14 protein-coding genes and 1 tRNA gene are annotated in these 23888 nt (G+C 46.3%); 2 read left to right on the forward strand and 13 right to left on the reverse strand.

Annotated features, from left to right (window positions below):
• Window positions 1–194: 194 nt before the first annotated feature.
• Window positions 195–611 carry a glycosyltransferase gene (locus tag ACQRCA_RS03855; RefSeq protein ID WP_427718748.1) on the forward strand — a complete coding sequence of 139 codons (417 nt, stop codon included), beginning with the start codon at window positions 195–197 and terminating at the stop codon, window positions 609–611.
• 892 nt (window positions 612–1503) lie between these two features.
• Complete coding sequence (locus tag ACQRCA_RS03860) at window positions 1504–2652, forward strand: LicD family protein (RefSeq protein WP_427718750.1); 1149 nt, start codon at window positions 1504–1506, stop codon at window positions 2650–2652.
• Window positions 2653–2703: 51 nt separating this feature from the next.
• Here the strand turns inward: ACQRCA_RS03860 and ACQRCA_RS03865 are convergent, their stop codons facing one another.
• The 13 genes from ACQRCA_RS03865 to ACQRCA_RS03925 form a co-directional block, all read right to left on the reverse strand.
• A complete protein-coding gene (locus ACQRCA_RS03865; protein WP_427718752.1) occupies window positions 2704–3231 on the reverse strand; it encodes an adenylyltransferase/cytidyltransferase family protein in 528 nt (175 codons plus the stop codon).
• A gap of 4 nt (window positions 3232–3235) precedes the next feature.
• Window positions 3236–3309 (reverse strand) — tRNA-Arg (locus tag ACQRCA_RS03870).
• A gap of 18 nt (window positions 3310–3327) precedes the next feature.
• Entirely contained in the window at window positions 3328–4095 is a 768-nt protein-coding gene (locus tag ACQRCA_RS03875) for an ABC transporter ATP-binding protein (RefSeq protein WP_427718755.1), read from the reverse strand.
• 9 nt (window positions 4096–4104) lie between these two features.
• Window positions 4105–4941: an ABC transporter permease gene (locus ACQRCA_RS03880; protein WP_427718758.1), complete on the reverse strand. Its 837-nt coding sequence runs from the start codon at window positions 4939–4941 to the stop codon at window positions 4105–4107.
• A gap of 166 nt (window positions 4942–5107) precedes the next feature.
• Window positions 5108–6025 (reverse strand): glycosyltransferase family 2 protein, encoded by a 918-nt coding sequence (locus tag ACQRCA_RS03885; RefSeq protein WP_427718760.1) that lies wholly within the window; start codon window positions 6023–6025, stop codon window positions 5108–5110.
• Window positions 6015–7715 (reverse strand): glycosyltransferase, encoded by a 1701-nt coding sequence (locus ACQRCA_RS03890; protein WP_427718763.1) that lies wholly within the window; start codon window positions 7713–7715, stop codon window positions 6015–6017. Before ACQRCA_RS03890 ends, ACQRCA_RS03885 begins: the two co-directional genes overlap by 11 nt.
• Window positions 7716–8660, reverse strand: a complete 945-nt coding sequence (locus ACQRCA_RS03895; RefSeq protein ID WP_427718765.1) for a glycosyltransferase family 2 protein — start codon at window positions 8658–8660, stop codon at window positions 7716–7718.
• A gap of 14 nt (window positions 8661–8674) precedes the next feature.
• On the reverse strand, window positions 8675–9790 hold the full coding sequence (locus ACQRCA_RS03900) for an acyltransferase family protein (protein WP_427718767.1): 1116 nt from the start codon (window positions 9788–9790) through the stop codon (window positions 8675–8677).
• On the reverse strand, window positions 9774–11624 hold the full coding sequence (locus ACQRCA_RS03905) for a DUF6020 family protein (RefSeq protein ID WP_427718770.1): 1851 nt from the start codon (window positions 11622–11624) through the stop codon (window positions 9774–9776). The genes ACQRCA_RS03900 and ACQRCA_RS03905 overlap by 17 nt, the downstream gene beginning before the upstream one ends.
• A gap of 9 nt (window positions 11625–11633) precedes the next feature.
• Window positions 11634–13580: a DUF6020 family protein gene (locus ACQRCA_RS03910; protein ID WP_427718773.1), complete on the reverse strand. Its 1947-nt coding sequence runs from the start codon at window positions 13578–13580 to the stop codon at window positions 11634–11636.
• A gap of 1035 nt (window positions 13581–14615) precedes the next feature.
• Window positions 14616–17843, reverse strand: a complete 3228-nt coding sequence (locus ACQRCA_RS03915) for an RICIN domain-containing protein (protein ID WP_427718775.1) — start codon at window positions 17841–17843, stop codon at window positions 14616–14618.
• A 21-nt stretch (window positions 17844–17864) separates the two neighbouring features.
• The gene (locus ACQRCA_RS03920; RefSeq protein ID WP_427718777.1) at window positions 17865–20315 is read right to left on the reverse strand and encodes an RICIN domain-containing protein; all 2451 of its coding nucleotides are present in this window, start codon (window positions 20313–20315) and stop codon (window positions 17865–17867) included.
• 30 nt (window positions 20316–20345) lie between these two features.
• The gene (locus tag ACQRCA_RS03925) at window positions 20346–23870 is read right to left on the reverse strand and encodes an RICIN domain-containing protein (protein WP_427718779.1); all 3525 of its coding nucleotides are present in this window, start codon (window positions 23868–23870) and stop codon (window positions 20346–20348) included.
• Window positions 23871–23888: the final 18 nt, after the last annotated feature.

Consider the following 23888-nt stretch of genomic DNA (forward strand, 5'->3'; position numbering starts at 1 on the left):
TATGCGACGATTGAAGCACACCACGGTCCAGATTAACAAACTGGGCCGTAAGTCATCCCCATGTCTTACGGCCTTTGTTTAAACAAAAGCACGATTCATGAATGAATCCTATCTGGTTTTAAAGCCTTTAAAACCAGACTAAATAACCAACGGCTACACTTCTTACGGTCAAAAATAAAACCATAGCGAGCAACGTGAATTCAAGCGATATTGCCGCAATCATTCCCTGTAGCAAAGAAGCGCTGGCCATCGCCAAGGTTGTAGACGATTTTCACCGCGAGCTGCCAGAAGCCACACTCTACGCCTATGACAACAATTCGACTGATAGCACCGCGCAAATTGCACGTAAACACGGAGCGTCCGTAAAATCTGAACCCCGTCAAGGCAAGGGCAACGTAAGCCGTCAAATGTTCCGTGAAATCGAGGCCGATTGTTATCTCATAGCCGATGGAGACGACACCTATCCAGCGGAGTCAGTGCACGCTTTGTGCAAACCCATCTTTGCCGGTGAAGCTGATATGACCGTCGACGATCGTCTGTCCAACGAAACGTACGCCGAGGAGAACAAGCGCGCTTTCACGAATTTGGCAACAACCTTGTACGCGGTATGAACAAGCGGATTAATGGTTACAGCTCTGACGACGTCATGACTGGCTATCGTGCCAAAAGCAAGCCCTTAGTTAAAACGCTTCCCGAGCTATCCGAGGACTTCCAAATCGAAACAGAACAATCCATCCACGCGGTTGACCATCGTTGCCGGATCGAAGATGTATCCATAGATTACCGCGACCGCCCGGCTGGATTGGAGTCCTAACTCAATATCGTAAGCGTTGTTATTAGAGTCATTGCCATGATCGGTACCCTTTTTTAAGAACTACCGTCCGCTTAAGTTCTTCTCGCTTGCTGCGCTCATCTTTGCGGCTATCTGTCCTATCCTAGGAGTCCCTCTCATCACAGAATACCTTGCCGCCGGTTTGATGCCTCGCTTCCCCACCGCAACACTCGCAATCGCATTTATGTTCCCGTGCGGATTGCCGCTCGTCACAGGCTTCATCTTGGATTCCGTCGTCAAGGTGGAGCGAAAGGAATGGAAACCTAAGGCAAAAAAGATAAACGATCAGTAGTCACTGTTTTAAGGTTCTTCTTACCGACTCAGAAAATAAGCGGCAGCCCGTGTCAACGTTTTCAATTGATTCAACAACAACCATAGCCGAATCAATTATCGTCGCCCCATTAGAACAATAGCAGCGTTGCACTTAGAAATTAAAATAGGCCTCTGTGCTGCAGAAGAGTATTAATGTTCCAAGCACAGTTCTTGTGCCGCTCACAATAGAAGAGAGTCGATAATATAATTAATAGTTAAGCAATATAAAAGCCGGAATTCTATTAGTAGGAAGATCCCCCTGTCACGCAAACAATCAAGACACTTTAACCCTGCCAATTCCACTTTCGCACCAAATTTGCCATGAGCTATTGGAAGCCATTTATGAAGGGAAGCCTATTATGCTCAGTATGATTAAACAATTCCTCCCAGGTTCCTCGCGTTCCCTACATGCCATGCACAACGACATTCAAATCCTTCGTGATGACATCATTCGTTTCCAACAAGAAACGCAAGAACAGATTAAGCGTCTTTATAAACGAGTCGAGACCGCCGATAACGGTATTAACATGAATATCGATTACAAGTTTGATTGTCGAACCATTCCAATGATCGAATCTATCGCTAACGATATTGACGCACACGACGAACACATGAAGATGTTCGCCTGGGATAACTATCGGAAACCGAGCGAGAGCATACAGGACGCCAAAAAACGCTTTTTCAGAGAACTGCCCAAAGCAGAGGGTGGTCTTCGCCTACTCCAGCTCGGATGCGGAAAATTGCTCGGAGAATTCGACACGCTGTGCAAAGACAATAACATAGACTACTGGATTAATTTCGGAACCCTTATCGGTGCCATCAGACACAAAGGATTCATACCTTGGGACGATGATACTGATCTTGGCATAATGCGAGATGATCTCGAAAGGTTACAGGAAATTGTCCGCAGTGACCATAGATATAAAATTACTGTCGTCTATGATTACTATGTGCATTGTCGTCAAATTCGTTTTCTCTACAACGACGAAGATATCCCATGTTTCCTTGATTTGTTTATCTATGACTGGGCACCCTCAATTGATAACGGCTCCGCTGAAAAGCAAAGGGAATTACGGCGGACAATGGTTGAGGAAATGGAAACAGATTCAGAGCTCGATTTCTGGAAAAATGAACCATACTACTCCGGCGAAAAAAACTTTAACATCCAGAAGTATTTTGACAGCTGCCTAGAAAGGTCTAAGGAAGCTGGACTCATCTGTGATAAGAAAGATGCAGTCGGCATCATGTGGTCTATCGATAATCTAGATGACGGCAAACAAAGGCAGTGGGTCTATCCTATAGAAGATTTGTACCCTACACAGCAAATAGAGTTTGAAGGGGAACAGCTTAAAGCGCCGTGCAATCCTGATATCTTTCTATGGAGCCGTTATGGCAACATATACGATCTTCCAAAGGATATCAATACGCATTTTGAACACGTAAATCATGATGATCTCGAATGTGGAAATGCAAATAATGCGATTAGAAAAATAATTGCTAGTGACTAGCAAGCCATAAAAATCTTCCGGTGCATCATTAAGATGCACCGGAAGATTTTTTTACTGAGCAAGACGACTCTTTACCTCTGTAGTCGAGATGCCGGCAGTGCGATGTAAATAAACAACATCGCAATACGGTCTAAGAGCTTCAAATCGCTCATCGTCTTTCCAGTCGCCACCCATACAAACTATATCTACATGATACGCCTGTATATCCCCCAGTTTCTGATTCCAACTGTCTTCCGGAATTACCAGATCAACGTACCGCAGCGCCTCAAGCATCTCACGCCTGACCTCATATGGATAAAAACTCTTCTTACCCTTAAGCGAATTAAACTCATCCGTTGAAAGGCCAACAATCAAATAATCGCCAAGTTTTGAAGCCTGCTGAAGAAGTCGCACGTGACCATAGTGAAGCAAATCAAACGTTCCGTATGTCAGCACTCGTTTTAATGAATGTCGGCCACCAGGTTCGGAATACTTCGAAGAAAGCAGTTCGGAATTAGCTTCCAGGCGAACAGATGAAAGCGAGCCCATTCCATACTCCAATAGATTAAGAGCCATCATAAAGATGGCTCTGATATACAAAGGGTGCTCCATGGCGGATTCGAACCGTCGACCTTGGGATTAGAAGTCCCCTGCTCTATCCAACTGAGCTAATGGAGCAAATAAAGAAAGTATATCCTAATTGAACTGATCTCGATATGCTTTGCAAACATCATCCACAGGACCGTCCATCCTAAGATCGCCCTTCTCAATCCACACTGCACGCTGACAAATACGCTCAACCTGCTCCATCGAATGAGAAACGAAAAGGACGGTAACGTCACCAGACTTAATAAAATGCTGAATACGACGCTCGCATTTTTCTTGGAAGAATACATCGCCGACAGAGAGCGTCTCATCGACGATCAGGATATCGGGCTCGGTAATCGTGGCAATAGCAAAGGCGATGCGCGCGACCATACCCGAAGAGAAATTCTTCAACGGCATATCAACAAAATCATGAAGCTCGGCAAACTCTATTATGCCGTCAAAATTGGCGTCAATGAACTCTTTTGTATAACCCAAAAGTGCGCCATTGAGATAAATATTCTCACGAGCAGTGAGCTCGGAATCAAAGCCTGCACCAAGCTCAATCAGAGGTGCGATGTTGCCATGGACCTTTACCTCGCCTTCAGAAGGCTCAAGAACGCCGGCAATGATCTTAAGCATGGTTGACTTGCCGGATCCGTTTGTACCAACAAGACCCACAACCTCGCCTCGATGGATATCAAAAGAGATGTGTTTAAGGGCACGAAACTCTTCAAAAAAGAGCTGATGCTTTGCAAGCTTAATAAAATACTCTTTGAGATTAGTGAGAGACTCTGAGGCCATATTGAAAATCATAGTTACATCTTTGACTTCAACGGCGAGAGGCTGATCCGTGTAGTCCTTAACAGAAAAAGGCATGGTCAATCCTTAAATATAGAGAATAAATTTATGCTCTGACTTATGGAATACGACGTATCCCAATACAAGGGCAACAACCGCCCAAGCTACGCACATACCAACAGTGAAAAAAGTCGGAGTCGTCTGGAACAAGAAAATATCGCGCATAAACTGAATGTAGTTATACATGGGATTCGCGTACATGATAATGCGAACAACATGTGGCATCCGACCGATAAAGTCTGTTGTCCAGAAAATAGGAGTGAGATAGGTCCAAGCAGTAATCACAACACTCCACAAGTGCATAATGTCGCGGAAGAATACGGTTAGAGCCGAGAGCATCATGCCCAGCCCCATGCAAAACAGCATGAGAAGGAAGAGACAGACGGGCAGCAGAATTAAATGCCAAGTCGGAACAACATGGAACCAGATCATAACAATGGCAACGGCGATTAGGGAAAAACCAAAGTTAACAAGCGAAAAGAGCACCTTTTGAACGGGGAAAACCCATCGATGGACTTTTACTTTCTTTAGCAGCGATGACGCCCATATGATGGACATGAGAGCCTGGTTAGTAGATTCCGACATTACGGAAAAGGTAACATTACCCACAATAAGATACAGCGGGTAAAGCTCAGGACTCACTGCGCCGTTTCGTCCCTGAGCAAAGATGGTCGAAAAGACAACGGCCATAACAATCATCATGAGCAGCGGATTCAAAACGGACCAAGCAACGCCCAAAAAACTCCGCCTATATTTAATCTTAAAATCCTTGGTAACCAGCTGCTTGAGAATAAATCGATCTTTCTCTACCTCATTCTTCGCATGAGACGAGACAATCATTCCCTGATCGCTTTTAGATATCATTAACAGCTCCGCCGTCCAATTCCAATATCAACAATATTTTAAGAGTAATAATACCCGTAAGAGCGAAGCTCTCCATCGCGCATCATGCAATACAGTAAATACCAACAGTAAAAAAGGCCCGCCATATAGATGACGAGCCAAATAACCAATCAACTCACAGAGCCAACTACATTGACTGAGGGTAATCAATTTTAGGATTGAACTTAATTGCTTCACGCATCTTTTTACGCATCTGACGCTGTAGCTTCTTATCCACTCCTCCGGCTTTCATGCTGCGGCAAACCTGAGCACAAAACAACAAATAGGCAGCCTTGCCTTCATGGTGGAGCCTATACGATGCCTGATTACGAATGCCGTAAGAGAATTTCCACGCATTCTTTTCATCAATCATCGAGAAATTGACGCCCTTATTAGATGCCATGTCATGAATAATCACGCTGTCAAGCACCTGAATACCGGGGCAGGTCTTAGTAATGCGAAGCGTGTACTCGGCATCATCAAACCAAATAAAATATTCCTTAAAAGGCAGGCCGAAAGATTCGATAACCCAACGTGGAATCAGCACCGAAACAAACGAGCAGGAGGTGACCATGACAGAGTTTTGCCCCTTTGCGAGCAATCGACCCCAATCCCAAGTGGGCACAGGATTGTTCATCTCGCAAATAGAACCATCAATAAACTTTACAACCGAGCAAGCGTATGGGACATCGGGACCAAGCTCATCAACGGCACCGTTATAGCCTTGAATCAGCTTCTCTAAGGCATCGGGCTCGGGATAGCCGTCATCGTCAAAGATCCAAACAAAATCAGAGCCGCTATCGTAACCAGATTTCATTCCGGTGGAAAAACCACCGGCACCGCCAAGATTCTCCGCGCAAGAAATTACCTTAACGGACATGCCGCCGTGCTGCTCAGATGCATATGAAGCCAAGAAATCACCGGTGCCGTCAGTCGAGGCGTTGTCGACAACAACGAGCTCACTGGGAGGAAGTGTCTGATCCTCAAGAGCAGAAAGAACATTCTTCAACTTGTCGAGACGGTTATATGTCACTACAACGGCGGTAACAGTAGGGCTATCGCTCATCATCACTCCACTTCCCCAGAATCTCAGTAAAGAGGGTGTTGGCATTTTTTAGCTTTGAAAACTCCACTAGCCTATCCATCTCAGATTGCCAGACGGATTTACGGAAATCGTCATCCTCGAGCATCTTTAAAAGGATACGCGATGCGCACTTAATGAAATCGCGGGTAGAACGTGGAGTCAATGCTTCAGTTGGAATAAGCGTATTCTGAGAACCGACATCAGTTGAGACAACAGGCAGTCCAGCACTGAGAGACTCAATCGTCGTCAAAGTAATTCCTTCATTAATGGCAGAAACCACGAGGACATCAGAATCAGAATACGTCTTATCGACAGGAATCTGCATTCCCCTCCGCTCAATTACATCGGAAAGTCCATGACGAGCAATGATCTTGTCCACCATAGGGTCCAAATCACCGTTGCCGTGCATGATAAATCTAAAACGACCAGGAGCACACTTATCAAGCTTCTTGGCAAGAAGGACAAATGCTTCGGGCCTTTTCTGGCGAGAGATCCTGCCGACGAAGCAAACAGTGAGTTTGCCCTTAGACACAGATTCCTTGCATGCCTTAGCAGCCCTGTCGGCAGTAAGCCCAACAAGCGGAGCGTCTATAACCTTATTGGCATCAACCCCATGAGAATCAACAAGCCAAGATACAAGCTGGGGAGAAATCACATGATGTAAATCAATGAACGTATCACGACTAACGGCCTGATTGGGATAACCACCACCATAGGGATATTCAACAATATGCAGTGAATCAACTACGGTCGCATTGGGACGATACTTTTTGATCCACCACAGACGATCATAAAGCCATTGGCAATGGTGAACGAGGACGCCCCTAATATCGAATTGTTCAACAAGCGAGCGAAGCAAAGGCTCATCGCCTGGACGCTCCTGTATGGGGAACGTAAGGCACAGCACCAAGGCATCTTTGAACTCCGGTCTATCAATCCAAGGCTGATGGCTGGGTCGATCCGTTATGACGATAGGCAGCATGCCCGCTTCGCGAACAAGGCGCACCGTCTCAACAGCCCAGCGCTCAGCGCCGCCGGCCTGGAGCCAATGCATACCGATAATGACGGCTTTCTCAGCCCCGTGCCTAACGGCTCCGGGGGCAATCTCTAGATAGGGATGGTGAGTAGTCTGCTCTTGATTAATCTTCGCTAAATCTGGAGCCTCAAATTGATCAACAGGACCCAATCCCCTATTCCAACGACGCTGTCGCTGAATTTCGCGAAAATCGTCAAAAGCAACGGGACAGCATGCTTCAAGATTACGATAGATTTCCTGCTTCGACGAAAGAGGGTTATGCATCTCAACGTCAGCATCGGTAGCGTCGTCAGGCGTCAAAAGAATATAACGATGTCCATCGTCTTTAATATGCTCAAGGCCTGCGAAATAATGAGGAGAATACTCGGATAAAGGATGAATCAAAGATTCAGCTTTTACAGAAAAGAAAGGTTGAAGTCCATTGGAAAAAGTTAACCCACCATTTAGCGTTGATTGATCAGTTAAACAAGGGTATTGCCACTTTTCTCCCATATAAAAATGATAGACAAGCGAGCGGCCGGGCTGAATAAGAGAGTTGTACTTAATTGCTGAATCTACAAGAGACCTAATTCGACTCGACATTAAGCCGTCGCTGCAAACATCCTCATAGAAAACCCCATATAAAGCATGAGACATCTAGCACTCCTTAACTTGGGAACTTTGGCTAATCTTATAGACGCTAAGTTCCCATTCCTTACGCTCAACTTTGGCAACAGAATCCAGAATAAACCCTGTTGTCAAAGACAGACCACAAAGGAATATAAAGGCAGTAGCGAGAATAGCGGTAGGAAGGCGTGCAACAAGGCCAGTGCGTGCGAAATCAACAATTACAGGAATTCCAGCAATAAGGCCCAGAAGCAAGAAAAGAACAGAAACCAGACCAAAGAACTTCAGAGGACGGTAGTCCTTGAATAAGGTGCCAATCATACAAACAACTTTAATTCCATCAGAAAAAGTAGACAGCTTAGATTCAGATCCGGCTGGCCTGTCGCGGTAAACAATTGGAATATCCTTGATGCGCCAACGACGATCAACAGCATGAATTGAAAGTTCGGTCTCAATTTGAAAACCTTCAGATAGTACAGGGAAAGTTTTGACAAAAGGCCGACTCATCGCTCGATAACCCGTCATAACATCATCAAAAGAATAGCCATAGATCCATTTGATCATTGCCCTAACAAGATTATTACCGAACCCGTGAAAGGCCCTTTTGTTCTCTTCGGCGTAGGTACCGTTAGAAAGGCGGTCTCCAACCGTCATATCCGCTTCGCCTTTTAGAATCGGCTCACACATCGCGCGAGCCATTGTCTCGTCATAAGTATCATCGCCATCAACCATCAGATAACAGTCGGCATCGATATCACGAAACATTTGACGGCAAACATTGCCCTTACCCTGACGAGGCTCAAATCGAACAATGGCCCCATGTTCACGAGCAATGCAAGCAGTATCATCGCTTGAATTATTGTCATAAACATAGATATTTGCTTCTGGAAGCTCGCGCATAAAATCATCGACAACTTTTCCAATTGTTAGAGCTTCGTTATAACAAGGAATTAAAACAGCGATTTTTTTTGACATCAATCTCTCCGAAATCAGGAAACTTTTTTAGATAAAAAAGAAATAGAAGCAAGATTACCGATACGTTTAACAATAACCCGCTGGATTACAAACGATAGAAGCAACAATAAAGTATATAAAATAAAAATAGAAACAGAGGAAAGAACGATTTTCCCAAGAATTGAAGCAGGCTCCGACAATTGAAAAACTGTCGCCCAAATAAAGGGTTTCAAGAACATATTTTCATGAATCAAATAGACCCCGAGCGTAGCAGATGCAAGTGAGTTGACTATACGATTAAACCAATCCGACTCAAAAGATGAGCCCTTTTGAACAACGTAAATAAAAAGAGGGCACGCAGCTACAAGCGAGAACAGAGGAGAAGCTCCAGGACCGGCAATAAATAGATTTGAAGGATAGGACATCCCAAGATTAGCAACAGTTGCGGAAGTGATGGCTCGCGTACCAACTACAACCGCTAAGTAGCAGAAACAAATTATTCCAAAAACAGTTAGGAGATTAAATCTTGGCAACTGATCCAAAAACCTATTCACCATATATCCAACTAAATAAACAGCCACTAGATACAAAATATCATTGAAATAGCAGTTGGATGGATTAATATACTTCCAAACGAATGTAATCATACAAAAAGATACAGCGAAGTTACGAACAGCAGCACCATCCATATCATTAAGTAATTTATTGACATATGGAGCAACTAAATTTAACACAAAAAACGCACTGATAAACCAATAGGCACCTTGAACAACTGGGAAAAATGAGGTCAACACATTCCTAAAGGAGAGCCATTCGGCATAACTCTGATCAATAAACCCATACATGATAAGGAAAGCAAAAACCACCAGGAACGATACTGAATAAAACTCCACCTGCACCCAGAGCCGAAATAAACGTCGTTTAGGAGATGAGTTTGATTTTGAGAGGAAAAATGCGCTAATTAAAACGAATAAACACACCCCAATTTGTCCAAACATAATCAGTGCATTATGAAAGCATGCACACCATGAATGCAAAAGAGATCCATCGGCATGACATGCCCAGTTATCCTCAGAAAAATAGTGCCCCGCAACGATCATTAACATTGACACAAGCCTGAGTGCTTCAATCTTGCTATTCCTGCAACGCACTTTTACCTCCAGCAATATTCACTAATAAATAAACAGCAATTGGAAGCGAAAAGATAAAGGGAAGAGTATATCGAAGCGAAGCACACGGGCCGGCCACCAATGATAGAAGTAGAGAGAACATAGGAACACAAAAGATCGTAACTTCCCGTTGATATTTCTTATAAATCGACGAAAGACAAATCAAAACTAAATAAAACCAGCAATAAAAACCAGGTTTATAAAGAATTGAAACAACGCTATTCAAGTGAATATCATTAAGAGCAACACTATCAATTGAATGTTTGTCATTCCACTCTTGGCTCCACGAATAGCCCTCGAACCAGCCCGCATCTATTAGAGACCATTGATCCCATGAATAATAAGGAGCATCCTCCATCCAATACGTACCCTGAGTAAACGGGTACCAATAAGCGAATGTCGTGCAAAGCGCGCCAGATAAAGATGTACATGGAAACAGACAAGCAAGTCTAAGAGAAAGAATTGCAAAATCAATAGCCGAGTGTTGATCATCAAACTTAAGGTGACCCTTTAGCGGATCGGAAATTAAAGGGTTATATGCTTTTTTAATATCAAACTCGTCGGAATCAAAGAAACATTTAATCTGGGCATCCAAGTCTTCAGGAACTTCCTTCTCGGTTTGATACACCCTGCCGATCATCTGCACTGGAATCGAAAGCATCTCCCCTGATTCAGTAGGAAGCACCCCAAATATTGGGAGAAGAAAAGAATTCCATAGGACAAAAAATGCAACATTAAACATAATTAGGAATAATTTAAATCCCTTTGATTCGGAAAGGGCAAGTAATGCGATTAAACCGATAAATACAATTACGAAACCGTTATTTCGCGTAAGCAAAACAAGTGTTGAACTAATTACCATTTCAATACGGCATTTAATAGAATGCTTTTGCTCGACGGTACTATCTTGCTGGTAAAACAAAAGCAAACAGACACAGAAATATAGAACAGCAAGCGCATGAAGATAATCCTTGCTAATTGATAAAACGTAACTCGGTATTACAGGAAAGAGACCGAAAAACAAAAGGGCAAATAAAGCAATATTAGAATGAAAGGCATTCTCAAGTCTTTTAAGTGAGATAGAGAAAACATAGGCCCCGCAGACCGTCTGAAAGACAGTCAGAAAAACCATAGATGCAACTCCGTTTGATCCAAAATAACGCCCACAGCTATAAATCAAAGCATAGGTTAAAGTTGTTAGATAGGGAAAATGATTATCAAGTGCTACTCCACGAGCGCCATACCACTGACCAAGTTGACGGGCTGTGTCAGTCGGCAAGGATCCCGGGAAGAACACAATCAGGTACGGAAGCCAAAGAATAATTAAAATCAGACCAATTTTGGCAGTATTTTGCGACACAATCCAGTTGTTTGCCCGTGCAAGCCATTTGCATCTTTCAAAATTGGAAGCAAAATAAACTCCGACTTTAAATAACATGTAGATAAACCAAGTAAACAACAAAACATATGCAATTGATCTCACAGCTCGAATCGGACTATCGCATAGAGGCGAAAGGGAACTCGTTTTATGAAGAGACCCGCCAAGCATATCAAGCATTGCAATAAAGAACGAAACTACGTAAACACCCAAATCGAGTTGAGTGCCAGAACAATGGAAAATATAAAAATAAGTGGTAAGCAATACCGCTAAAATCCAGGCCGTGATTTCCAAAACAGAGCTTCGAACCCAAATAGCGCAACCATTTGAGTCGAGTGAGCAACTGAAACTGAATATAAAACAAGAACACAGGGCAACAAAAACAAGTATTGATGTCTTCCGCTGTATATCGAGAATTTTAAACTCTGAAAACTTCAAAATAAGATCCTAACAAAGGGTATTTTTATTTACCGGGAATGCAAATGCAATCAGAAAGATGAAACAAAACAGAAAAGATATTGAGTACCTAGTTTGGTATGCAGGAAGCATCAACATCGTAAGATATGTAAACAGAAAAGGCATGGCCATCGGAATAAAAACTTTCTTACGATGGGCAAGATTAACGCAAAGAACAGCCAAAGGGAGCCACAATGTATAAAGCACCTCAGCTCCAAGCAGCATTAACACAGGGGTCTTATTTAAGAAGTTAATTAGGGGAACAGACAGATGCTCCTGAGCCCATGACAGTTCACAATCAGAGAATTGGGACAAAATGGCGTATCCGCCACTCGGCTCCCATCCATTCTTTAAAGCACCATTTGTATAGTAAGTTGGCCCAAGCAAAAAGAAATTTCTTAAAAAGGGAACTGCATTTACACAATCAAGCGGATAGTGAATTAATAGTTTGACCCATAAACCTATAAAAGCAAGCTTGTCCATCGTCGAAGCATGCGATTTATAAGACTGCTTAGCGGGATCGACAGTCGCTTTGTTCCAATTTTGTTTTGCAGAACTTAGATCAACAACACGAGAAATTGTATCAATATCTTTTTTTTCAATTTCAGATTGATGCAAACTAACGACATATACGGTTTGCTGAATCGGAGTTCCCAACATCTCCTGACCACCACCGGGGGCAATCCTAAGTAAAGGAAATATAAAGGCGGGAACTAAAAATAAAACCACAACAGCCGGAAAAAGTAATGAGAACAATATTTTAATTCGGTTTGAATTTGCTGAAATCAATACCGTCAAAAGGGACAGTACAGAAATATAGATGGAAGTCTTTTTTGTTAATCCAGCTAAAACTGTTAAACATACCGAAAACAGTACAAACTTCCATCCTATCTTCTTGTTTAAATACACCCTGTAGCACAATTCCTCAAAAGCCACCATCCAGAGAACATAAAAGGGAATCCACGTGCTATCTTTCATCAAGATTGTCATGTATGAAGAGCAAGCAGGGATGAATGAAATTAAAGCCACGCAAATAAATAAGACACTCGTTGGCAACTTAAAACGCGACTTCACCCATAAAATCTCAGCTGAAAGCGAAACGGAAGCAAAAAAAGCCCAAACCCAAGTATACAGAGCCAATCCAAATAACTCGCTATTAAACAAACGACCAAAGAAATCAAATGCCCCATAGATAATAGTATCCAACGCAGGATTATGGTCGCTGAACCAATATCCAGGAAGCGGGATCATCATCATAGGATCCCATGCAGGAAAACCTCTAACTTGAATTAGCTGGACCATAGAATCCATCGGAATGCAAACTGGTCCATTTATAACCAGAATTGGAATCCAACAACCGAAAATCACTAAGGCCAATTTAATGATGGAGCTTAAGCTAAAATTAATTCTCTCTAAATAAACTTGAGCTTTAAAGCTTACAATCTTTATCTTCTCCGATTTGACAGCCCGAATTACCGACGCAATTATTATTGAAAATGCCCAAGTACATAATGCAATTTCAACAATATAGAGAGCAATTAAATAAACACTTGCCTGACTCAAATCGACGTTAGTATACCAAGGAAATGAAACGTTCGATTCTTGTCCCTGGCCCCAAACCCCAGGAATAACGAGGCTGCATGAGACCACAAATGAAAAGAATACGGTTAGATTTTTTTTTCTTCGACTCAAATTGGCAAAATATGACTCACCAAAAAACGCACAGCAAAAAAGAGCCGCGCTGACAATAGTAAGAGAAAGAGCCCCTTTGCTTCCGATCACATCACAAACATGGAGCAGCAATTGCCGGAGTGAAAAAGTCTGTGCCTGATCAAGCACCTTAAACGAAAGTGCGCAAGCAGAGGCTACAGACAAGATCAGGAGCAGAATAAACTTATTTAGCCCAACTTCATTGTTATTTTTGTTTGAGGACTGCATTGAATGAACTACTCTCTCTCTCAAAATGGTTCAAATTACCTAAATACTGAATCGCCTTTACTACAAGCCAGTTAACATCCGTACCGACAGGACGGCTAGCCGATGAATACCACTTGTAAATTCCGACATTATCCCCCCCCATCGTCAAATGTCTCCACCCTTTGGATCTAGCGAGCGCAGCCTTAGATTGTGTTTTTATAATAAGAGTAGCATACTAAGGCGTATTGGCCGTAGTCCCCATATGATCGATCGACCATTCCTAAGGACGCGGAGGAGCCGGAAGCCCGGAGACGCTGACCTGTAGCTATATTTTGCGGGACAATCTTGCCGCAAGAAAATGCACTACGCCACCGCTGAGAGTCAGCACCGCTGGATGTCAGCTGAACCAGCCCCCATCAGTCAGAGAAAACACTTTTCTAGAACCGACGCACTTAATCTCGTATTCGGTCTGCGGCCCAGTTATCTTGCTCAAATACCGTTTTAGAGCACGCAACCCATTTGATGTATATAGCTGGACCGCAGCGCCGTCATTCATTGAACCGCCGACAACATCCAGGACTTTTGAGCTCGTGTCCGACTCGAAAGAAAAGGCGCCTTCATCCAAAAACTCATTAACCCGATGAGGCAACTGCTTTTGAGCGGCGGTTCCATTGGGAAGATATGCATGTATATATGCCTGAGCTGCATCAAAAACTAAGCCAGTTAATATACTCGCAAGGGATGACACACCATCACCATTATCGAGTGCAGCAAAAAGCCTATTCGTTTTTTCAAAAACCAAGGGCCATTGCTGAACATCGGCGTCTAAAATAAGTTTAATGCCATTTACATCAAGCGCCTTTATGACTTTGCAATAGAGATAGCATGATAGTCATCGCGATACTTGAAGCTAAAAAACTGAGCAAACGTTCTATTGCTGTTGCAAGGCTAAATTATTGCTCAGTTCGAGCTTAAGCTACAGGCATCGCCAATGACCTTAACGGTGGAACTGCAAGCGCGACTTAACTTGAAATAACCCTTCAGAAGGATATCGCCTCATTTTGCGACAGACGGGGACGTACCCAACAGGGCAAAGTGAGAGGCGCCCTCATTAGAGCTCAGCTCAACGTTTACACCATTGGACGCGCCGGATCCTCTCGATCCAAGGTATAAACCGGTCCTCAGCGCGCTCTCAATGAGATACGTACCATCAGGCTGCATGGCGGCAATCCACTTTTGAGCATACGTGCCGTTGGAGACGTACTGGGCAATGTTTGTTCCTGCGGAAGCGTTTCCTCCAGCGACATCGATCACCTTATTGGAGCCAGCATTCGTAAACGTAACATAGCCCCTGTCGTCATGGGAAACAACCCAACGCTGGGCATTGGTCATGTTCGACCTGTACAACTGGATATTGGCGCTATTGCTTTTCGAGCCGCCAGTAACATCCAAGACATACGAGGAGCTCTTGCTGGAGCTTACGAGATACTCGCCGTCTGCCAAATCGGATACGTGCGCCTTGGCCTCAGCATCTTGCTCGGAGCGCAAGCACTTAAAGCCAGAAGGTGTAAATGCGACCGAAAGCTCACGGGAATCGCCTCTGGAAACCGTGGCCAATTTACCAGAAGCGTTTGCGCCTAGAGCACAGCCAGAAGCAGCGTTAACGATACGGTACAGGCCATTACCAGCATCTTCGATAGCCCAATAATAATTAGAAGACGAGGGCGAGGCACTCCCCTGCTTAACATCAGAGCCGGGAACTATATCCCCGTCCTGGGCAAATAGATAGCGATAAGATTTTGCAGACTTGATTGCGTAAAGACCCTTGTCGGCATCGTATTCAAAGCCAAATCCCTGCGCAATAGTCCCGTTAGGGCTATATAGCTGAATAGCGGCACCGCTATCCATGCTACCGCTGGTCACATCAAAGACACGGCCATCAGGAGCCGTTACGACAGCAGACTGAGAATCAATTGTTTGACCCTTAGAAACATCTCCGGCTGTATACAGGCGGAATCGCTGGGCATTGGTACCATTATCGTCATAAACTTGGACATTTGTACCATTCGAAGTGGCCCCACCGGCAAGGTCCAAGACAAAATCGGTCTTAAGCGCGGAACAGATCTTAACCGAGCCGTCGCCGCAATTTACAAGAATCCACTTCTGAGCCCAAGACCCGTTAGACGCGTATTGCTGAACATTGGCGCCGGCTTTCTTACTGCCACCGGAAACGTCTAAAACCTTGCCCGACCCCACATTGGTAATGGATACATAACCATTCTTGTCATACGTAAACGTCCAGCGCTGAGCCGGTGTAGCGTTAGATGCATACACCTGCAGATTTGCACCGGAATTCGCAGATCCGCCGGAAATATCAAGGACCTGACGCTCAGATAAAGAACCGATGGCGTATTCAGCGTCCTCCTTTACAAGTCCCCTGCTTGAAGCGGCAAGATCATCAAGCTGCTGGCGAAGGGTGCGTGCCGAAGCGAGCGTCCATTTTTGAGCGTCAGATCCGTTATAGGTATAAATTTGCAGTGCGGACCCACTCACGCCATTGGCGCCAGGAACATCAATGGCTTTGCCGGACTTAGAGTTTATGAATGAATACTCGCCATTACCACAGTCAATAACAGACCAATGCTGTGCACTGGTTCCGTTAGAAGAGTATTGAGAGATGGTGCCACCGTTTGAAACGGAGCCCCCCTGAGCCTCAAAGGGCTTGCCAGAGTTAACGTTTACGATTTCGTATAGGCCATTACCGACCTGCTTAAAGGTAAACATCTGCGCTTGGCTATTGTTGGAAGTGTAAATCTGGAGACGCGCGCGATTGTCAGAAGACCCACCGTTGATATCCATGACCAGCTGCGAGTTGAGCGCACTCTTAACAACAAAAGCTTTGTCGGTCTCCACGGTCGAGGAAGAAGCAAAGGTAAAACGTTGGGCATTCGATTTGTTCGGAGCCCAAATCCTAACCGAAGTGCCATCCGCAGTGTTACCGCTGCAAAGATCGAGCACCCAGTTACCCAGAGCAGACTGGATATAAAAGCCGCTATCGGCAACACGAATATGCCAAAGCTGACGATTGTCTTGAGCATAAGCGGCTTGAATAACCGAAGAACCACTTTGCGCATCGTCGCCGGCAACGGATAGATATTGTCCAGTAGATTCGCACTTAATTCGATAGGCCCCGGAACCAGACGACTCAAGAATAAAGCGCTGATTTGAAGACCCTTGAGCATGGAACAAAGAAAGCTGCCCGTCATCACCAACAGTAACGCTCGAGGAATCCTTTGCTATCGAATCAATATAGTAAGTCCCGTCTGCGAGAGCATGATCGGGCAGATTAACTACGTTGACAAAATCGGCCGAAGAAAAAGCATTCATGTCAACAGTGTTGGCGGTGATGCCGTCAAGTCGCTCCGACGAAGTGTACTGCCATCCGTACTGTCCGGCGCAACTAAACGAAGTTCTGAGCTTAGGGCCATATTCCGCAATCCAAGACACACGGGGGCGCACACTTGCAGCTTTTAGATACGTATCCGCGTACCAACGACCAGAATAAATGGACACGTTGTTAATGCCAAAACCAGAGAGGGTATTAAAATACGCATTCACGATACCCTCGTACGCAGAGGCGCTATTAGGCGATATCGCATTACCGTTGCTGTCATAGAACGATTCAAGGTCATAAAAAATCGGCAGCGACAGATCGTACAGGCTGTACTTATATACGATCTGTTGGGTAAAGTACGCCTCACTTGTAGCATCATTCGAATTCTGAGCCGTACTAAAGATATACACACCAAAAGGAATTCCCAAGCGACGAACCTCACGTAAATTGCGCTCGAACTGTTTATCAAAATGGGTCGTCGAATAACCAAAGCGCAAAATTACAGCATCAACGCCAGAATTTTGAACCTTATTCCAGTCAATCGACCCCTGCCACTCAGAAACATCAATGACCTTTAGCGCCGGAGACGCAAAAACCTCGCCATACCCGTTATAGAACACTTTAGAAGCATTCGTGCCGCCCCAATAGGGAGACCCGCTTGCAGAACGATCGTCGAGCGCTGCGACAAGCGGTTCACCATCCATCGAGCTGCCGGCGGTATAGTCGTTGGAATCATCCGCGGGATGTGCCTCGCCATAGGCAAGACGCTCCTCTAGAGATGCATCGACCGGAAGCGAACCATCGTCGGCAAAAACAGGGGTTGCCCCCAGGCTGCAAAGCAGACCGAGAGCAACCAATAGCGACGAAGCGAGAAAAGTTTTCTTGCGCATAACCATCAACCTAAATCCAAACTAACATAGGGCGATATTGCGATACCAACCCCAAAGCGGCGTATACGTGGTTCCATAATAATTGACCCAGTCATTAAGTCCGCGAACGTTAACTCGACCAATATTCTCAATAACTTTGCCATCACCAATATAGATTGCAATATGGCCCCACCTAGAGCCCGCCCAATTGTGGGAATGGGACGGAACAGCGACAATCATACCAACTTTCAAATTAGCACGGTTGCTGTCGTGGCAATAAGACCAAAACATGTCGCAGGCATCGCCGTATGCATAGCCATAACCGGCTGCATTAAACACCCTCGAAATCCACTCGGAGCAAAGATTGGCACCAGGGGTAGGAGTGGAATAAGCAATGTCGACGAGTCGCCTTTGCGCACCGTTAGCGTCAGCGTAAGGCTGCTCAGAAACATTCGTAATATCAAAACGCCACGAATCGCCATCTCCATTGCCAAGAACAAGACCGTTATCGCTGTTCACCAAAGCGAAAGAACCGTCAGCGAGCATCGAATAAAATGCGATGCCGCCGTCGTCAGCAAGGCGAAGCAGCCACTTTTGTGCACCAGAACCATTCCAATCCCATTGCTGAACAGAAGCGCCATTAGATGCGTTAGCGCTCGGCACGTCGAGCGCCTTTCCAGATACAAAGGCAGTCAGACTGTAGGCGCCGTTTCCCAAAGAACGGACATACCACTTTTGCGCGTTCGTTCCATTAGCGGTATACAGCTGTACGCGTGCCCCGGCACTGCTGGATCCGCCGGCAACATCCAGAACACGATTACCGCTCGATTGGTTCACCACAACATAATAACCATCGTCAATAAGTGAAGCCGCAACAAAACGCCATGCCTGAGCAGCCGTAAAGTTATTGACGTACATCTGAATCGCGGTGCCCACAGTGGCATTGCCACCTGTCAAATCAATCACAGCACCCGAGACTGCATTCACAAGAACAAGACCGCCCATTGGAGACACACGCGGAATCCAGTGAGAACCCTCCACCGCCTCCTTAGCACTCATCAGCTTGCCGTCGCTTTGCGAAAGGTACTTACCCGAATTTGCGCCCTTGATAAGAACTGATCCATCGTCGCAAACACTAACCGACCATTTCTGAGCCAAAGTGCCGTTACGATTCCAGACCTGTAATTTAGCGTCGTCCGCCTTCGATCCACCAGAGACATCGATGAGACGGTTGCCGTCTACGCGAGAGTAGATCTCGTACAGTCCGTCACGCACAAATACCGTCGGAACCGACAGCGTCCATTTTTGCGCGAGCGTTCCATTTTGGGAATAGAGCTGCAGCTTAGTTCCGTTGGCAGAATTAGCCCCTGTAACATCAAGGGCCAACCCACTTTTCGCGGAGATAAGAGACACGCTGCCGTCGGAGTTAACAACGACGCGCCACCATTGAGCAGTCGTACCGTTTTCGGCATATTGTTGGACCGCAGTTCCATTCGAAACACCACCACCGCGACAATCAAGAACCTTACCCGACACCGCAGAGCGGACCGTATAATATCCCGTCGACTTGTTATACGTAAACGTCCAATACTGAGCAAGCGTATCATTGGAACCATAAAGCTGAGTTTGCGCCGAATCGCTCAAAGAGCCACCTGTAACATCGACAACCTGACCACCGTTAAGCATGGAGCCAAGTCGATACAGTCCATCATCGATAGTCTGAGCGATCTTAATGAGATTCCAGACCTGCGCATTCGTAGCATTCCAGCTATAAACCTGTGCATTTCCCCCATTGGCAACGCTACCGCCAGAAATATCGAGCACATAGTCGCCAAAGCAGGACTTAATATAATAGCCGCCATCTTGACGGGCAACAAAGTCCCAAAGCTGCGCATTCGTGTGATTGATAACATATTGCTGAACATTCGTGCCGTTTGCACCGTTACCGCCAGACACATCGAGTGCCTTGCCGCTCGCGACATTTACGAGCAAATAATGCCCATTAAACTTCTCGATTCTCCAGCGCTGAGCGGGCGTGCCATTTTGACCATACTGCTGGACGTTAGCTCCGTTATCGCATGAGCCGCCCGAGACATCGAGGACCCTATTTGAGCCGGCGTTAGAGATCTCATAGACGCCCTCATCGATGTCCGCTTCAGGAAAGTCGGGAATCTGCGGATTCGAAGGCAGGGCAGAAGGCTCAACAGGAGCAGCCAGGGCAGGAGAAGAGGTGTCAGCCCCGTCATCACCCATTGCAGGAGTCTGTACATCGCCAGGAGTGATATCACCAGCATCTTCCGTGGACCTCTCGGAATCCTTTTCAAAAGCACCATCGGCTTCGATCGAATCATCATCTGTCGACACTACCGAAGAAATTAAGACCTCATCATTTGGGGCAGCCAATTCAATTGAGTACGCCTGAATGGGAGAGCACAAGGCAGCAACCGCGAAGCATGCAGGAATCAAAGGCATGAACAGAACTGATTTTTTCATCTCTAATGGACCTCGATAAACAAAATTGGATTATACGAACGGGCGTGCAGCACCAATGGGATTACCGCGCTCGTAAACACCATGGACGCCGACACCCTGACGGGGCCAGGAGTCAATCATGCGCCCATCCCCCAAATAGATGGCGATATGCCCGCGGTAATAGATAACGTCGCCGCGCTGCATACTGTTGACGCTTACCGGCATAAAGGTACCGTTATTGTACCAATTCATAGAGTTGTACGTCTGCCAAGAAAGCCAACGATGGTTATAGGGGTTGTAGATACCCATATCCATGCCCGTGGCATAGAGGCACTGCAGCACAAAACCCGAGCAATCGACGGCGCCGCCAGGCGCGGTAGAGTAGGGCTCGATGTACTTCGTGCCAACATACTCATAGGCACGCTGGATAAAGGCATTGACGCAGTCGTCTCGTGTGGCATCGATCGCAATACGAGACGGCGTAACATAGGTGAACTCGCCCGTGCAATAGCTCGGAAGCTTCACCGTCAAGCTACTTACCTGCGGATAGTTCGAAGGATTCTGATAACCGATCTTCGCAGGACGCTCAGCAGAGAGAGCGCGCCAAGACTGAGCAGCGGAGCCCGTATAAGACCAAAGCTGGACATTGGCTCCATTCGCGGTAGCCCCGTCGCTTACCTCCAGGACCTTATTGCCGCAAGCCGAAACAATCTTGATTCCGCTCTCCCCCATTTCGAAACGCCACTTTTGCGCATTCGAACCATTCCACTGCCACTGCTGGACGTTCGTGCCATCCGCATCAGAACAGTTGAGAACATCAAGTGGGTAAGCAGAACAACAAGCCGTAAGCGAGTGCCAGCCGCCACCGACGCTACGGACCCAAACACGCTGGCTTAGCGTACCGTTAGAAACATATATTTGAACGTTTGCGCCATTCGAGCGAGAGCCACCAGTCACATCAAGTCGTTGTCCAGTTGCATGCATGGGAGCGAACTCATAGAAACCGTCAGAAATAAGGGGGACGGACGTGATGCTCCACCCTTGCGACGTGGCCCCGTTCTCGTCAACGCAGACAACAGATCCGCCAGAACCAGAAATGGACAGTACCTTACCGGTCTTTTTATTCTTAAGCTCAATCCCCTTCCCAAAGCAGATTTCAATCGACCATTTGGCCTCGTCGTCTTCTTTGTCCGAGATTTGAAGAATGGCACCGTCGGACTCTCGAGCCGAAAGATACCTGGCAGAATTGGCGCATTGGAACGAGTAATAGCCCCGATCATCCTTACGAGCCCAGAATTTCTGAGCCAGGGTACCGTTTCCCGTATAAACCTGCAGTGGAGCTTCGTCTGCATAGGAACCACCGGTAACGTCGAGATATTTACCCGTAGAATCCGAACAGATGGAGTAGCAGCCTTCATCGAGCGAAACGGTAAAGACTTCGAAAGTCCAATGCTGTGCAGCACTGCCGGACTCATAGGCAGTCGTCACGGAACCATCGGGTTTACGTTCCAACACCAGATTGCTCGCAACGGAACGGATTGCATAGCTATCTCCATCGGGCTCAATACGCCACTGCTGATTTGAGCCAAGGCCGGGGAAATCCCACTGTTGAACTTTTGCGCCCGGGAAAATATCGCCGCTATCAAGATCAAGTCCCTTGGTAGACTTCGCGGAACGGATCGAGTAGAAACCCGTGGCGGAATCGAACGAAAGCTTAAAACACTGAGCCATTGTGCCATTTGTGGCATACGTTTGAATTCGGGCGCCGTTAGAGACGGAACCTCCCGTCACGTCAAGGCATGTAGAAGAATCGGAAACGGAATTGATCTGATACATACCATCCGCAACCGACTGGGTGCCCGCCGTGACATGAGGATTAGCATCGATGGCGATAAAACGCTGCGCTGCAGAGCCATTTGCTGTCCAAATTTGAACATTTGCGCCATTAGAGACGCTTCCGCCGCTTACGTCTAAAACAAGATTTCGTCCAAGGCCGGAATAAAATACGAATGACCCATTTGTCTGCTTAACAGGAATCCATCGCTGCGCGGCAGTGCCATTCACGGCATATTGCTGAACGTTGGTGCCGGACTTTTTGCCTCCACCCGTGACATCGAGGGCCGAAGAGGTTCCTGCATGAGCAATCGTCACATAGCCGGTAGGCTGGCCATTTGAGTCGAGCGTATTCTTAATGACCCAACGTTGAGCTGCGGTGTTGTTGGAGGCATAGATTTGGATGTTAGCGCCATTCGAAACAGATCCACCAGAAACATCGACAGCACTTCGCGGTGATGAGTCCATACCGAGGGCGTAAGTTCCATCGGGGATCTGCAAACCCTGTGCAGCAGCGAAGGCATCGACATCAGCCTGCGTCCAGGTAAAGCCCTTCGTCTGCGTCAAAGTCCAAGTGACGGCATCAGTCGAGGTGACGGCGACGCCGCTTTCAAACGAAAGATACAGCCCATTCGCGGCGTTTTTAATGGCAAAACCCTCTCCAGAAGGCTCAAGGATCCAAAAACGATTCTTTGTATATGAACCAGCGTCATCAAGAGATCCGTAGAGGTGGGCGGCGCCGCGGGGCACGACGCTACCGTAATCGGCGTCAATCAACTTGCCTGAAACAAGCGAAGCAATCGTGTAATAACCGGATGCGCTGTCATACGTAAGACGGAACGCCTGCGCGACAGTACCGTTGTTTGCATACGACTGAAGAGCCGCACCGGACTCAGCAGAAGCGCCTTTCACATCGAGCGCCAAACCGACAGATTCAAAACAATAAACACCGTCGGCGACGTTCTGTCCTAAAGAGTCAATGACCGGATTAGAGTCGATTGCAAAAAACAGCTGCGCGGCGGTCTGATTGGCCTTATATAGCTGGACATTAGCTCCATCAGAAGAGCTACCACCCGCGATATCGAGCACGTAATCAAAGTTAAGGGCGGAATGTATCGTCAAGCCTCCATCGGCGTCCTTAACGGCAATCCACTTTTGCGCGCGCGTACCGTTAGCCACATGCTGCTGAACGTTACGACCAGACTCGGCTATACCACCAGAAACATCAAGCACCAAGCCGGAACCGGTGTTTTCGAACGTTAAAAAGCCGTTCTCGTCCTCATGTACTAACCAGCGCTGAGCTTTAGTCATATTCGAGTAGTACATCTGAACATTAGCGCCATTTGAGGAAGATCCACCCGCAACGTCCCACACCTTACGCGAGGCATTGCTGCAAGCAAAAACATAGGTCGTACCGCCAGAAAGCGTCCCCTTGTTTTTAGCAGCCAAGTCCTCAACGCTCTCAGCATCTTGAGGCGTCGTACCATCGGCCGATTCGACGGCAGATGTCGACGAGTCTTCAGATCGCCCCTCGCTAGATAGCACAGTCGAGCTATTCGGAGCTAAGCTACCGTCACCGTCATCGGCTGCACCAAATTCGATTACTCGATTAGCGTCGGGTCCGTTCGTGGACACTTCTTCGGCAAATAACGGAGATACTCCAACGGAGGAAACAAAAAGACCCGCAGCCAAAGCAACTACCGAAATAGCAGCTAGGCCACGGGTATATCGGCTGCAACTCATATCAGACCCCCGATTCAA

It is taken from the genome of Collinsella sp. SGI.095 (assembly GCF_050314535.1).
Classification (GTDB): domain Bacteria; phylum Actinomycetota; class Coriobacteriia; order Coriobacteriales; family Coriobacteriaceae; genus Collinsella.

Excerpts from the sequence above, each read along its gene's own strand:
- ACQRCA_RS03860 (WP_427718750.1), top strand. The coding sequence starts at position 1,504 with ATGCTCAGTATGATTAAACAATTCCTCCCAGGTTCCTCGCGTTCCCTA.
- ACQRCA_RS03875 (WP_427718755.1), bottom strand. The coding sequence starts at position 4,095 with ATGCCTTTTTCTGTTAAGGACTACACGGATCAGCCTCTCGCCGTTGAA.
- ACQRCA_RS03880 (WP_427718758.1), bottom strand. The coding sequence starts at position 4,941 with ATGATATCTAAAAGCGATCAGGGAATGATTGTCTCGTCTCATGCGAAG.
- ACQRCA_RS03885 (WP_427718760.1), bottom strand. The coding sequence starts at position 6,025 with ATGAGCGATAGCCCTACTGTTACCGCCGTTGTAGTGACATATAACCGT.
- ACQRCA_RS03890 (WP_427718763.1), bottom strand. The coding sequence starts at position 7,715 with ATGTCTCATGCTTTATATGGGGTTTTCTATGAGGATGTTTGCAGCGAC.
- ACQRCA_RS03895 (WP_427718765.1), bottom strand. The coding sequence starts at position 8,660 with ATGTCAAAAAAAATCGCTGTTTTAATTCCTTGTTATAACGAAGCTCTA.
- ACQRCA_RS03910 (WP_427718773.1), bottom strand. The coding sequence starts at position 13,580 with ATGCAGTCCTCAAACAAAAATAACAATGAAGTTGGGCTAAATAAGTTT.
- ACQRCA_RS03915 (WP_427718775.1), bottom strand. The coding sequence starts at position 17,843 with ATGCGCAAGAAAACTTTTCTCGCTTCGTCGCTATTGGTTGCTCTCGGT.
- ACQRCA_RS03920 (WP_427718777.1), bottom strand. The coding sequence starts at position 20,315 with ATGAAAAAATCAGTTCTGTTCATGCCTTTGATTCCTGCATGCTTCGCG.
- ACQRCA_RS03925 (WP_427718779.1), bottom strand. The coding sequence starts at position 23,870 with ATGAGTTGCAGCCGATATACCCGTGGCCTAGCTGCTATTTCGGTAGTT.